15 protein-coding genes and 1 other annotated feature are annotated in these 13,645 nt (G+C 39.4%); all 15 genes read left to right on the top strand.

The window, feature by feature from the left end; translation table 11 throughout:
* Window positions 1–222: 222 nt before the first annotated feature.
* The 15 genes from ytpR to yhbY all read left to right on the top strand — a co-directional run bounded on the left by ytpR (window position 223) and on the right by yhbY (window position 13,638).
* On the top strand, window positions 223–861 hold the full coding sequence (gene ytpR / locus H5975_RS02150) for a YtpR family tRNA-binding protein (protein WP_178659602.1): 639 nt from the start codon (window positions 223–225) through the stop codon (window positions 859–861).
* Window positions 862–884: 23 nt separating this feature from the next.
* Window positions 885–2,195 carry a UDP-N-acetylmuramate--L-alanine ligase gene (gene murC, locus H5975_RS02145; RefSeq protein ID WP_204784690.1) on the top strand — a complete coding sequence of 437 codons (1,311 nt, stop codon included), beginning with the start codon at window positions 885–887 and terminating at the stop codon, window positions 2,193–2,195.
* Window positions 2,196–2,277: 82 nt separating this feature from the next.
* A complete protein-coding gene (locus H5975_RS02140; RefSeq protein ID WP_204784689.1) occupies window positions 2,278–2,985 on the top strand; it encodes a Bax inhibitor-1 family protein in 708 nt (235 codons plus the stop codon).
* 115 nt (window positions 2,986–3,100) lie between these two features.
* Window positions 3,101–5,767 (top strand): DNA polymerase I, encoded by a 2,667-nt coding sequence (gene polA, locus H5975_RS02135; RefSeq protein ID WP_204784688.1) that lies wholly within the window; start codon window positions 3,101–3,103, stop codon window positions 5,765–5,767.
* A gap of 149 nt (window positions 5,768–5,916) precedes the next feature.
* Window positions 5,917–6,750 (top strand): bifunctional DNA-formamidopyrimidine glycosylase/DNA-(apurinic or apyrimidinic site) lyase, encoded by an 834-nt coding sequence (mutM, locus tag H5975_RS02130; RefSeq protein WP_204784687.1) that lies wholly within the window; start codon window positions 5,917–5,919, stop codon window positions 6,748–6,750.
* Window positions 6,747–7,337, top strand: coding sequence for a dephospho-CoA kinase (coaE, locus tag H5975_RS02125; protein WP_204784686.1), 591 nt, complete (start codon window positions 6,747–6,749; stop codon window positions 7,335–7,337). Before mutM ends, coaE begins: the two co-directional genes overlap by 4 nt.
* Window positions 7,338–7,401: 64 nt before the next feature.
* Window positions 7,402–7,878 carry a transcriptional regulator NrdR gene (nrdR, locus tag H5975_RS02120; protein WP_178659596.1) on the top strand — a complete coding sequence of 159 codons (477 nt, stop codon included), beginning with the start codon at window positions 7,402–7,404 and terminating at the stop codon, window positions 7,876–7,878.
* The gene (locus tag H5975_RS02115) at window positions 7,871–9,241 is read left to right on the top strand and encodes a DnaD domain protein (protein WP_204784685.1); all 1,371 of its coding nucleotides are present in this window, start codon (window positions 7,871–7,873) and stop codon (window positions 9,239–9,241) included. The genes nrdR and H5975_RS02115 overlap by 8 nt, the downstream gene beginning before the upstream one ends.
* A gap of 17 nt (window positions 9,242–9,258) precedes the next feature.
* Window positions 9,259–10,170, top strand: coding sequence for a primosomal protein DnaI (dnaI, locus tag H5975_RS02110; RefSeq protein ID WP_204784692.1), 912 nt, complete (start codon window positions 9,259–9,261; stop codon window positions 10,168–10,170).
* 55 nt (window positions 10,171–10,225) lie between these two features.
* Window positions 10,226–10,362: a sequence feature (ribosomal protein L20 leader region), on the top strand.
* A 43-nt stretch (window positions 10,363–10,405) separates the two neighbouring features.
* On the top strand, window positions 10,406–10,918 hold the full coding sequence (infC, locus tag H5975_RS02105) for a translation initiation factor IF-3 (RefSeq protein ID WP_178659594.1): 513 nt from the start codon (window positions 10,406–10,408) through the stop codon (window positions 10,916–10,918).
* A gap of 20 nt (window positions 10,919–10,938) precedes the next feature.
* Window positions 10,939–11,136: a 50S ribosomal protein L35 gene (gene rpmI / locus H5975_RS02100; protein WP_204784684.1), complete on the top strand. Its 198-nt coding sequence runs from the start codon at window positions 10,939–10,941 to the stop codon at window positions 11,134–11,136.
* Between the two features lie 52 nt (window positions 11,137–11,188).
* Window positions 11,189–11,542 carry a 50S ribosomal protein L20 gene (gene rplT, locus H5975_RS02095; protein WP_178659592.1) on the top strand — a complete coding sequence of 118 codons (354 nt, stop codon included), beginning with the start codon at window positions 11,189–11,191 and terminating at the stop codon, window positions 11,540–11,542.
* Between the two features lie 122 nt (window positions 11,543–11,664).
* Complete coding sequence (locus H5975_RS02090; RefSeq protein ID WP_204784683.1) at window positions 11,665–12,195, top strand: YqeG family HAD IIIA-type phosphatase; 531 nt, start codon at window positions 11,665–11,667, stop codon at window positions 12,193–12,195.
* Window positions 12,188–13,315, top strand: a complete 1,128-nt coding sequence (gene yqeH, locus H5975_RS02085) for a ribosome biogenesis GTPase YqeH (RefSeq protein ID WP_204784682.1) — start codon at window positions 12,188–12,190, stop codon at window positions 13,313–13,315. The genes H5975_RS02090 and yqeH overlap by 8 nt, the downstream gene beginning before the upstream one ends.
* 11 nt (window positions 13,316–13,326) lie before the next feature.
* Window positions 13,327–13,638, top strand: coding sequence for a ribosome assembly RNA-binding protein YhbY (gene yhbY / locus H5975_RS02080; protein WP_204784681.1), 312 nt, complete (start codon window positions 13,327–13,329; stop codon window positions 13,636–13,638).
* The last annotated feature ends 7 nt before the right edge of the window (window positions 13,639–13,645 follow it).

Here is a 13,645-nt window from a genome sequence, read left to right as displayed (position 1 = left end):
ATCCTTTCATATAGGTTTGGTTCACTTAATATGATACCTGATGTCACGCCGAATGGCGTTTTTTTATTTACCACCAACTGGGTGGCTAACTTCATTCTATAATCCACCGATGGGATTAATTTGACTAATCGTTAATTTAAATATATTTATGCTAACGGGTTTATGGTACAATCTATCTGTTAAAAAGAATAGAAGACTGAATTAAGAGAGATGATAAAAGAGATGCTAATCGCAAGTTATAACCCCCATGAAATGGGAGACGTTTTAGTATTGATGGTAGCTGCTGGCAATGGCAACCAAACTGAAACTAAAAAGGACAACGTTGTCCAGATTACAAATGAAAAAAGTGGCCAACTAATTGGCTATAATGTATTAGCAGCCAGTGAAGTTTTGCCTGAATTAAAGGAACAGAATGGTAATGTTACATTAACTGCAGAACAAGTGGCTACTTTGAATGACCATATTAAGTCGGCTGGCTTTGACAAATTATTAGAATATAGTGACAAACCACATTTCCAAGTTGGCTACGTTGAAAAAATGGTTGATCATCCTAAGTCTGACCACCTTCACATTGCCACGGTGGACTTTGGTAATGAAAAACGCCAAATTGTATGTGGCTCAGTTAATTTAAGAGCAAACATCAAAGTGGTAGCAGCCACCGTTGGTACAATGATGCCTAATGGTAAACTCATTTGGCCAGGTAAATTACTGGGTGTTGAAAGTGACGGAATGATTTGTACACCGCGTGAATTAGGACTGAAAAATGCTCCTAATAAACCTGGTTGTCTAATTTTAGATGACGATTTCGCTGAAAACGGTGATGCATTTGATTTTGATCGTGGCAACCAATTGTTTGCCTAAGAATGCTGGAAGGGATAACCATCATGAATAACCAAAAAAATTACTACTTTGTTGGAATTAAAGGAACTGGAATGGCTTCATTAGCCCGTATTTTAAATGACCTTGGCAATCACGTTGAAGGTTCTGATATTGAAAAAGAAACTTTTACGCAGGCACCGCTTGAAAAAGCAGGAATCGCTATTCACCGCTTTGATCCCGCTAATTTAAAACCTGGAATGATCATCGTGAAAGGGAATGCTTTCAATGACGATCATCCAGAAATTGTTCAAGCCAACAAAATGGGGTTAACAGTTCAAACTTACCCAGAAACGGTTGAACAAGTCATTGAAAATAATACTTCCATTGGAATTGCCGGTGCTCATGGTAAGACCAGTACTACTGGGCTATTGTCACATGTTTTGTCCAATGTTGAACCCACCAGCTATTTAATTGGTGATGGGGTAGGCCATGGTGAACCTGATTCCCGATTCTTTGTCTTTGAAGCTGACGAATACCGTGATCATTTCTTGGCATATCATCCTGACTATGCCATTATGACCAATATTGATTTCGACCACCCTGATTACTTTAAAGATATTGATGATGTGCGAAATTCATTTGAAACCTATGGTAAACAGGTTAAAAAAGGTATTTTCGCTTGGGGTGACGATGAGAATCTTCGGAAGTTAGATGTTGATGTTCCGGTATATTATTATGGAACTAATCCACAGGATGATTTCCGTGCTGAGAACATTCAACGGACCCCTGCCGGTTCTACTTATGATGCTTACTATCATGATCAAAAATTAGGAACATTTACTATTCACTTATATGGTGAACACAGTGTTTTAAATAGTTTGGCGGTTATTGCTGTTGCCTACATGGAACATGTTGATTTGGATGCAATTCAACAAGAATTAGCTAATTTCTCTGGTGTTAAGCGTCGTTTTAGCGAAAGTAAATTAGGTGACATGACGATCATTGATGACTATGCTCACCACCCATCAGAGATTAAAGCAACAATTGATGCTGCTTGCCAAAAGTATCCTGATAAACAAATTATTACAGTCTTCCAACCACACACATATTCACGTTTACAAGCCTACTTAACTGAGTTTGGTAAGTCATTGAGTAAGGCTGATAAGACTTTTGTAACCCCAATTTTTGGATCAATTCGTGAAAATGCTGGTCATGTTTCAAGCAATGACCTAGAACGATTGATTCCCGGAAGTGAAGACATTGATATGGATTCAATGGATAAATTACTTCAATACCATAATGAAGTTGTTGTATTTATGGGTGCAGGGGATATTGAAAAATATGAAGATGCGTATGCTAAATTATTAAAGAAATAATTTAAAAGCATAAAATAACTTGAATTAGATGGTGGCATTTGCTACCATTTTTCGTAAATTTAATTTTGAGGAGGAATTATTTGTGGACAATTTTTCACGTGAACCACGCCAGGAAGTTAATACGGCGGGCTTAAATAGTTTCTTAACCCGAATGTATGGACTAATGTCTGTGGCTGTCATCGTTTCAGCACTGGTTGCATATTTAACAATGGTACCCTTACGTGCTGCGTCATTAGCATTTGCTACCCAACATAGTGGAATGATTTGGCTAATTTTATTATTGCCAATTGCGTTGTCGATGGGGATTAGTTTTAGTGCTACCCGTAATCCTGCTGGTAGTTTCATTATGTTAATGGTAATTTCAGTGATTTACGGTTTTGAATTTTCACTGATTTCCATGGCCTACACAACTGATAATATTGCTGCTGCTTTCTTGTCATCATCAGTGGTCTTTATTACAATGGCAATTTATGGAACTGTTACTAAGCGTGACCTTAGCCGAGCAGGGAGCCATGCTTTTGCTGCTTTGATTGCTTTAATCATTGCTAGCCTAATTAACATGTTCTTGCGGAGCGCTGCTATTACCTATGTCTTCTCTTATATTGCTGTGATCATCTTTGTTGTGTTAACAGGATGGGATGCACAAAAGATGAAGAGTATTTACATGAACTATGGTAGTCAAGTATCAGTAAGCGGGTTAGCAATTCTTGGCGCCTTACAACTATACTTAGACTTCATTAACTTGTTCTTGTCATTACTGCAAATCTTTGGTATGAGTGATCGGAACTAAAATCTATTTAAATAAAAAGGTGAAAGGAGTGATCCCTATAACGGGGGAACCGCTCCTTTTTCATTTGGAGGAAAGCTTGGTACAATAAAGAGTAGAAAGAGAGCGAGGTTAAACTATGCCAAAGAAGCAATTACTACTAATTGATGGAAACAGCATTGTATTTCGGGCGTTCTATGCTATGCATACCCAGATCGATCGATTTACAAATCAAGATGGCCTGCACACGGCTGCGATATATGGTTTTAAATTAATGTTGGATCACGTGTTGGATAAATTTCATCCCGATGCAGCACTGGTGGCCTTTGATGCTGGTAAAACCACTTTTCGGACGAAAAAATATGCTGATTATAAGGCAGAACGTGCCAAGACTCCAGAAGAGCTTACGGAACAGTTACCGTATGTTCGTCAGTTAGTGAAAGCATCCGGACTTCACAGCTACGAACTGAAAAATTATGAAGCTGATGACATTATCGGAACACTTGCTAAGCGGGCGGATCAAGCTGGTTATGAAACGTTAATTGTTTCGGGAGACCGGGATTTAACCCAACTGGCTACTGAAACAACGACAGTGGCTGTTACTAAAAAAGGGGTTACTCAAACTGAACACTTTACTCCTGAATATATGATGGAAAAATTGGGAGTAACGCCAACGCAGTTTATTGATGTTAAGGCGTTGATGGGGGATAGTTCAGATAACTATCCAGGAGTTACCAAAATCGGTGAAAAGACTGCGATCAGTTTAATTCAGAAGTATGGCTCGCTCGACGGTATTTATGAAAATATCGATGAAATGAAAAAGAGCAAACGAAAAGAAAACTTGATTAATGAAGAGGACATTGCACGTCAATGCCAAGATTTGGCCCGCATTAGACGTGATGCACCAATTGAGGTGAAGTTGGCTGACTTAACATATCAGGGCCCCCAACAAGAAGAACTAGTAGAATTATTCGAAAAGTTAGATTTTAAGTCATTCTTAGCCAAGATGAACATTACCCCACAAGGCGGTCAAAAAGCCGCTGCAGATATTAAATTCACCGAATTAACAGAAAGTAATATTGGTGAATTATCAAAACTCAAATCACGGATTTCCTTTTTCTTGGAGATGCCTGATGCTAATTATCATGTTTCACCATTTGCCGGATTTGTAATTGGCAACGGAGACCATTGGTGGGTGAGTCGCAACGTAGATTTGTTAACCACCCCTGTGATTAAAGACTTGTTAGAAAATGACCAAATTCAAAAGGATACTTTTAACGCTAAAGCTCATTATGTGGGGCTGCATCGTTTAGGCATTGATCTTCAAGGCATTGGGTTTGATTTATTATTAGTGTCATATTTGTTGAACACAAATGATAATAGCAATGACCTTGGACAATTAGCTCACGAGCATGATTACTATGGTGTCCAAAGTGATGAAGAAGTATATGGGAAAGGTAAGGGACGCCATATTCCTGACGATGATCAAGTCTTCTTCAGTCATTTAGCAGCTAAGGGACGTGCAATTGAAGAATTAAATGCAAAACTCAGCAAAAAATTGCATGAGAATGAACAGTGGGCACTCTATACAGATATTGAACGACCACTGTCATTAGTTCTTGCTAACATGGAAATTGCCGGGGTGCATGTTGATGCTACTACTTTGAAGAATATGGGAAGCAAGCTGAAGGAACGGCTGGCAGAATTGGAGCAAGCAATCTATGATGAGGCTGGTGAAGAGTTTAATATTAATTCAACGAAGCAATTAGGGACAATCCTATTTGAGAAGCTTCAACTTCCAGTTATCAAAAAGACTAAGACTGGTTATTCAACCTCTGTAGAAGTCTTAGAAAAACTTCAGGGGAAAGCACTCATTATTGACAATATTTTAGTTTACCGGCAAATTGCCAAAATCCAATCCACATATATTACGGGATTGTTAAAAGTCATTCACTCATCAGATCAAAAGATTCACACCCGTTATTTACAAACATTAACGCAAACGGGACGTTTATCCTCAGTTGATCCTAACCTGCAAAATATTCCGGTTCGTCTGGAAGAAGGACGTAAAATCAGAAAAGCATTTAAACCAAGCCATCAAGGTTGGAAGATCTTCTCAAGCGACTACTCACAAGTTGAACTGCGGGTGTTGGCCCATGTTACTGGTGACCATGCTTTACAACAAGACTTCATTGATGGTAAAGATATTCACGAAAGTACAGCTCGACGGATTTTTAACCTATTACCAGATGAACAAGTTACGCCAAATATGCGTCGTCAAGCAAAGGCGGTTAACTTCGGAATTGTATACGGCATTAGCGATTACGGATTGTCACAGAACATCCATGTTTCCAGAAAACAAGCTCATGAGTTTATTCAAAATTACTTCAAAGAATTTCCGGGTGTTAAGGAATACATTGAAAACATTGTGAAAAAAGCTCGACAGCAAGGCTATGTAGAAACAATTACCCACCGACGTCGTTATTTGCCGGAAATCAACTCCAAGAATTTCAGTCGGCGCTCCTTTGCTGAACGGACTGCAATGAATACTCCAATTCAAGGAAGTGCAGCTGATATTATTAAGATTGCGATGATTCGGATGGCAGATAAATTGCGTGATGAAGGGTTACACGCCAAAATGCTTTTACAAATCCATGACGAATTAATCTTTGAAGCACCGGAAGAAGAAATTCCACGATTAAAGGAACTTGTGCCAAAGGTAATGGATTCGGCTGTGAAATTAGATGTACCACTAAAAGTGGAAAGCAAAGTTGGCGATACATGGTATGATCTGAAGAAATTTTAATTATTTCGCATAAGTATCAAAATAAGAAAGGGTTCCAACGCATTGCTGGGCCCTTTGTTTATTTAGCAAGGCCCAACATTGGTATTAACCTTGCAAATGGTTTTTAATAGTTTATAATTATTCTAAAATAAACGAAGGAGATAATGAGAATGCCTGAATTACCAGAAGTTGAAACGGTGCGTCGGGGATTAAATCAAATTGCGGATGGTCATAAGATTGTGGGCATTGCCGTCAATTATGGTAAAACCATTGAAAATGATGTTGAAGAATTTCGTGAAGCACTAATTGGTCAAACCATCAAAAGGGTTGATCGACGGGGGAAATATCTTCTTTTTCGCTTTACCAACCAATTAACGATGATTTCTCATTTGCGAATGGAAGGAAGCTATTTTAAACAAAAGACTGGTTTACCAGTTGACAAGCACACTCATGTAATTTTTCACCTTGATAATGATACTGACCTTTGTTATCGAGATACCCGTAAATTTGGGCGGATGCACTTGGTGCCAACCGGAACAGAAATGAATTATGGCGGGTTGAAGACAATTGGACCAGAACCTACCGAAAAAGACTTTACTCTTGATTATTTTGAAAAGATATTACATAAGAGCCGGGGTAAGATAAAGCCATTTTTATTAAACCAGAAGCACGTGGCTGGTTTAGGGAACATCTATTGCGATGAAGTTTTATGGATGAGCAAAATTAACCCAGAACAACCTGCCAATTCCCTAACGACTGAACAGGCGAAGGTCCTAAGAGAAAATATTATTAAAGAAATTGCTACTGCAACTGATCATAAGGGAACTACTGTCCACACTTATAAGAATGCTTTTGGTGATGCTGGTGGATTCCAAGACTATCTCAAAGCATACGATCATGGTGGTGAAAAGTGCCCACGCTGTGGTACGAAGATGATTAAAATCAAAGTTGCTCAACGAGGAACTACTTATTGCCCACATTGTCAGGAGTTTATTGAACAATGACGATGGTAATTGGCTTAACAGGGGGCATTGCTACTGGTAAGACAACGGTTAGTAATTATTTGAAAGAATTAGGATATTCAATTATTGATGCTGACGTTATCGCTCGTCAGGTTGTTGAACCAGGTACTAAGGGTCTAAGGATGATTACGGATACCTTTGGAGAAAAAGTGTTAACGAGTGATGGCCTACTAGACAGACAACACCTCGCACAACTGGTATTTACGTCATCTGAACAGTTGCAACAATTGAATCGAATTTTACAGCCAATCATTCGTGAACGGATTCAAGAACCAATTAGTACTTCCAAAGATCCGGTGGTCGTCATAGATGTCCCACTATTATATGAACAACATTATGAAGATCTTTGTGATGTTGTAATGGTGGTTAGTGCTCAACCGCAACAACAATTGGAGCGTTTGATGAACCGTAATCATCTTACGATGGATGAGGCAAAGAATAGAGTAGCAAGCCAAATGCCATTAAGCTCAAAAGAACGCTTAGCGGATGTTGTTATTGATAATAACGGTTCGGTTGAAGAAACTAGACAACAAGTAAAAAAATGGCTGAATCAAGTGGTTAGACCATGATGTGGTATAATTAATATACCGTTAAACAGATTATTAATAATAAGCAGCAAGGAGGGACACAAGCTTGATTTGTCCACATTGTCATAAGAATGGGTCACGAGTAGTGGATAGTCGTCCAAGTGAAGATGGTACCAGTATCAGACGACGTCGTGAGTGTGCTCATTGCGGCTTTCGCTTTACAACATTTGAACGTTATGAAGAAACGCCATTGTTAGTGGTAAAAAAAGATGGCACTCGTCAAGAATTTAACCGTCAAAAAATCTTGAATGGGTTAGTGCGCTCTGCCGAGAAGCGTCCGGTAAGTATGGAACAGTTGACGAAGATTGCTGATAAGGTTGAAAGCCAAGTCCGTCGGCTAGGGGAGACTGAAGTTTCTAGTCAGCTGATTGGTAAGTACGTAATGGATGAACTAAAACAAGTTGATGAAGTGTCCTACATTCGTTTTGCTAGTGTATACAGGCAATTTAAGGATGTTGATGCTTTTATGAGCGAATTGCAATCCATGGTTGGTAAAGGTAAGCGGAGTGATCAGCATGACTAAGTTGCAAATTTCGCCTAAGACGGGGTATATCGTTAGTGCAGCCCTTGACTTAGCAAACTATAATGAAACAACATTTGTTAATTACTATCAGCCCTTAATGAGTCCCAATGCTCTGGGGCTTTTTTCTGCTCTTCGACAAGAAATACACCGACACCCATTGGTGACTGATCGTCAGCCATTTTCTGGACTGTTGGTGAAGTTAAATGCAGGTTTAGCAACGGTTACTGAAACTTTGCATCAACTAGAAGCAGTAGGATTAATTAAAACGTTTGTGCGTCATGATGAAATGGGCGATGTATTGATTCTTGAACTTCATTCGACACTCACCCCTGCTGAATTTATTAAAGATGATTTATTAAGTGTGCAGTTGTTGGCGATGGTAGGCCCTGATCGTTTTAAACAGTTAAGTGATCAGGTCACTGCTTCTAGCATGAATATGGACGACTTTGAAAATATCAGTCATTCTTTTTTTGATGTCTTTCACCCTGAACATGACCAGCAGTTAAATGCTGATCCAGTATTACGTGAAGCACAACAAAAAGTTACCGATGCGACCGCTCATCGAGTGGCTTATAACAAAATCCCGCAAGATGATGATTTTAGTTTGCACTTAGTTGCTCAACAGTTATCAGGCGAAGGACAGGATCCAGAGATTGTTCAAAAAAATCGTCAATTAATTCTGGTTGAACATCGGACATATGGTTACGATGAATTAGCAATCGCCAAATTAATTGAAAGAGCAATTAATGTGGTAGACAACGAATTTGATGTCGATCAATTTAAATTATTGGCTAGAAGGGCAGACACTCGGCAAAACCAACAAACGTCAACGGTGCCTTCTAAATCTGCAAATGATTTAGACATGGCTGGATTGGCTCCGGAAGTCCAAGAATTACTTAAACAGTGCGAACAACAGGCGCCAATGGCCTTTTTGGCTCAGTTAAAACAACAAACCCATGGTTACATTAGTTCTGCGGAACGAGTGATTGTTGAACGTTTAGTTAGCCAGAGTGGGTTATCTAATGGTGCGATCAACCTGCTCTTATGGTATATTATTGGAGAACAGGGTTTAGGAACTGTAAAAGCCAATTTGGCTGATACGATTGCTAATAATTGGGGACGAGCCGGAGTGAAAACGTCAGTTGACGCCTATAATGAAATTCGTCATCATCAAGAACAACGCCAGCAAAGGCAAACTAAACGACGATCATATCGTAATCGACGCGGCACAATTAAAGAACAATTGCCTGACTGGGCCAAGGAAGATTATCAACCGAATGTGAAACCTGCCTCGTCAGAACAAATTGCCAAGTCACAACAATTATTGGCAAATTTGAGAAAGAAACAGCGAAAGAATAAATAGGAGTGAGGTGAGCAATGATGGAACCAATTAATAATCTTTTACGTGGAAAAAGCCAAAATAAAAATTACGATAAAATTTTCCAAGAGGTTTTCGCGGACGCAGATGTTAAGAAGTTTTTGAGCGAGCACCATGATCAGCTTACAGAGGATGATATTAAACGTGGGCGTTCTAAACTTTATGAGTTTGTTCACGAAAAACATCTGGTACAAAATGGTGGAGCCAGCGTTGCTCCGGGATATACTCCGCGCTTGGTAGTGTCTGCTAAACAAATCGATGTAACTTACGTGCCAACTGATCAATTATTGCGTCAGCAAGCCATTCAGGCTAAACGCAACCGGGTATCCCGCCGGTTTATGCCTAAGTTTATCGAGAATGCATCTTTTGATAACTATTACTCTAATAATGAAGGTCGGGCAGAAGCATTCAATGCGGCCATTGAATTTGTAAGTCATTATCCACAAAAGGATTTTCTGCCTGGAATATACTTATCTGGTAGTTTTGGTGTTGGAAAGACTTACTTGCTAGGCGCCATCGCAAATGAATTGGCGGATCAGGGAATAAAAAGTACTTTGATTCATTTCCCAACGTTTGCAGTTAATATGAAGAGTGCCATTAGCAATAACACCACTACACAGGAACGTGATACGGTAATGAAAGCACCAATTTTAATGATTGACGATATTGGTGCAGATGCACTTTCTGCCTGGCTTCGTGATGATGTTTTGGGGGTTATTCTTGAATATCGGATGCAAGAAGAACTACCAACGTTCTTTAGTTCGAATTTTACAATGGATCAACTGACTGACCATTTAGCGCAAGATTCCAGTGGTAATGTTGAACCGCTAAAGGCTAAGAGAATTATGGAAAGAGTCCGGTTCTTATCACGAGAAATTCACATGGTTGGTCCTAATCTTCGTCAACGAGGATAAAATGTTGATTGAACCTTGACAAACGGTTCTGAATCGAGTAGTCTATTAAATGTTGAAAGAAAAGCAGAAGCACCCGCTTCTCGCCTTGGTGACTAGAGTTGCCGGGCTGACGAGTTGAATGAAACTAAATCTTTAATTTGGTTTAGTATTTTTCAAGCGGGGTGCCTTGGTACCTCGCTTTTTTTGCTTGTTCTTTCGTTATCAAAATTGGAGGTGTATTGCCATAGCTCAAGGAATGAATGTCAATAACGGTATCCGTGCCAAAGAAGTGCGGTTGATTGACCAAGAAGGTAATCAATTGGGTGTTAAATCCAAGCGTGAAGCTCTTCAATTAGCTGAAGATGCTGGTCTTGATTTGGTGCTTGTTGCGCCAAAGGCTCGTCCAGCAGTTGCTCGGATTATGGATTACGGAAAGTATCGTTTTGAGATGCAGAAAAAAGAACGTGAAGCTCGTAAGAATCAAAAGACTCAAGCGGTTAAGGAAATCCGCTTAAGCCCAACGATTGATACTAATGACTTTAATGTCAAACTCAATCGGGTTCGGAAGTTCATCAGCAAAGGTGATAAAGTTCGAGTTTCCTTACGTTTCCGTGGTCGGGCGATCACGCATAAGGATATCGGTCGTGACATGATTGAAAAGATGGCAGATGAAACTAAAGACATTGCCACCGTTGTTCAACGACCAAAGATGGAAGGACGGAGCATGTTTTTAACACTTGCCCCAATTACAGATAAGGCAAAAAAATAAAGAGAAGGTAGGAAATAGTTATGCCAAAGATGAAGACTAATCGCGCTGCTGCAAAGCGTTTCAAGCGGACTGCTAAAGGCGGTTTCAAGAGTGGTAACTCATTTACTAGTCACCGTTTCCACGGTAAGACTAAGAAGCAACGTCGTCAATTACGTGGTTTGAGCATGTTAGACAAGTCCAACGTAAAGCGTTTCAAGAAGATGCTTCCTGCAAAGTAATGCAATACTGCTAAATAGACAATACTACAAATCAAACTAGGAGGTTACCACTATGCGAGTTAAAGGTGGAACAGTTACACGCGCTCGTCGTAAGCGCATTATGAAATTAGCTAAGGGTTATACTGGTTCAAAGCACCGTCTTTTCAAGACTGCTAAAGACCAAGTTATGAAGAGTTACACTTATGCTTTCCGTGACCGTAAGGTAAACAAGCGTAAGTTCCGTGAACTCTGGATTGCACGGATTAACGCCGGTGCACGTATGAATGACATTAGCTACAGCAAGTTAATGCACGGCTTGAAGCTTGCTAACATTGACATCAACCGTAAGATGTTAGCAGACTTAGCTGTTAACGATCCTGAAGGATTCAAGGCCGTTGTTGACGCAGCCAAGAAAGCTTTAAACTAATCAGAATTAATGATTAAAAGATTAGGGTGCCCGTTTGAGAGAGCCCTAATCTTTTTTATTAATTGAACCCTACTAGTGCAATCGTTATAATTATAATGATCAATAAATCGCGAGGTAAAACTTTGATAGCAAAATTTAAACCAACCTGGATGGTTGACACAGTTTACAATATTTCGCCTACTCAATTAAAGGAACATGGTATTAAGGCGGTGTTATCAGACTTAGATAATACTTTAATTGCCTGGAACAATCCTAATGGAACACCGGAATTACGCAAGTGGATGGCAGATTTACACCAAGCTGGAATTCCATTAATTGTTGTTTCCAATAATAGTGCTAAGCGGGTTAGTAAAGCAGTGCGCAATTTGAATTTACCATTTGTATCACGATCATTGAAGCCCCTTAGTTTTGGAATTACAACGGCACGTAAACGATTAGGATTAAAAAAATCCGAAGTAGTAATGGTTGGCGATCAGCTAATGACGGATATGTTGGCCGCTAATACTGCTGGAGTCCGATCTATTTTGGTTAAACCATTAATCAATACCGATAAATGGGACACCCAAATTAATCGTTTCTTCGAAAAGTTTGTAATGAAAGATCTACAAAAAAAGTATCCGAATATGAAATGGCAGGAGGATTTGAATGACTGAACAAGAGACTACAAATGAAGAATTACGTTGTATTGGCTGCGGAGCAGTGATTCAATCAGAAGATCCCAAAGAACCTGGATATACTCCTCAGGCAGCGATTAAAAAGGGGTTGGAAAATAATGAATTGTATTGTCAACGTTGTTTTCGCCTTCGTCATTATAATGAAATAGCACCGGTATCTCTAACGGATGACGATTTCTTGCAACTACTTAATCATATTCGTGATGCTAACGCATTGATCGTTTATGTAGTTGATATTTTTGATTTCAATGGTAGCTTGATTCCAGGATTACATCGTTTTGTAGGTGACAACCCGGTACTATTAGTTGGTAATAAGGAAGATTTATTACCACGGTCATTACGCCGTTCACGACTTCGTGATTGGATTAGACAGCAGGCCAATTTGGCAGGGATCCGTCCAATTGATACAGTGCTCGTATCTGCAAAAAAGAATCATCAAATTGAAGATTTGCTGAATGAAATTGAAAAATATCGCCATCATCGTGATGTTTATGTGGTTGGTGTTACCAATGTTGGTAAATCAACATTAATTAATCAGATTATTAAACAACGGACAGGGGTTCAGGATTTAATTACAACATCACGTTTTCCTGGCACCACGCTAGATAAAATTGAAATTCCTCTTGATGATGGTCATGAATTAGTTGATACACCAGGAATTATCCATCAGCATCAAATGGCACATGTTCTTCCCGCCACAGCGTTAAAATTAATTTCTCCTCAAAAGGAAATTAAGCCGCGTACTTATCAATTGAGTGACGGTCAAACCATTTTTCTTGGCGGTATTGGGCGTTTTGATTATCTAAAGGGGCCTAAAGTTGGTGTAGTAGCATACTTCGACAATAATTTGAACCTTCATCGAACAAAGTTAAGCAATGCTGATCATTTTTATCAAAAGCATCTCGGTGAACTACTAACGCCACCGACGTTAGAAGATAAGGAACAAATTCCACCACTGGAAAGATTTGAATTTTCAACTAGTGAAAAGACCGATTTGGTATTTGAAGGTCTAGGATGGATTACAGTTCCAAAGGGCATTGCGATTGCTGGTTGGGCTCCTAAAGGAGTGCGGGTTCTTACGAGAAGAGCAATGATATAAGGAGTAACAAAATGCAATTACGAGGAAAACAAAAGAGATATTTACGCGCACAAGCGAATCATTTTCAACCAATTTTCAGTGTTGGTAAAAATGGGTTAACTCCGGAATGGCTGGCCCAGTTGGATGGTGCACTTAATCGTCGTGAATTAATCAAGATTAACATTTTACAAAATTCAGATGTAACGACGAACGAAGTAAAAGAATTTATTGAAAGTCACAGTGATGTCCAAGTTGTGCAAATTATTGGACGAGTGCTGGTTTTATTTAAAGAATCAGATAAGCCTGAGCTCCGGAATGTGTCAGTTCGCGTACGAAAAATTTAGGGAGTGG

It is taken from the genome of Limosilactobacillus coleohominis (assembly GCF_016901675.1).
GTDB lineage: Bacteria > Bacillota > Bacilli > Lactobacillales > Lactobacillaceae > Limosilactobacillus > Limosilactobacillus intestinavium.
Note: the sequence above shows the minus strand (reverse complement) of the source record. Positions and strands in the feature narration are given on the sequence as shown.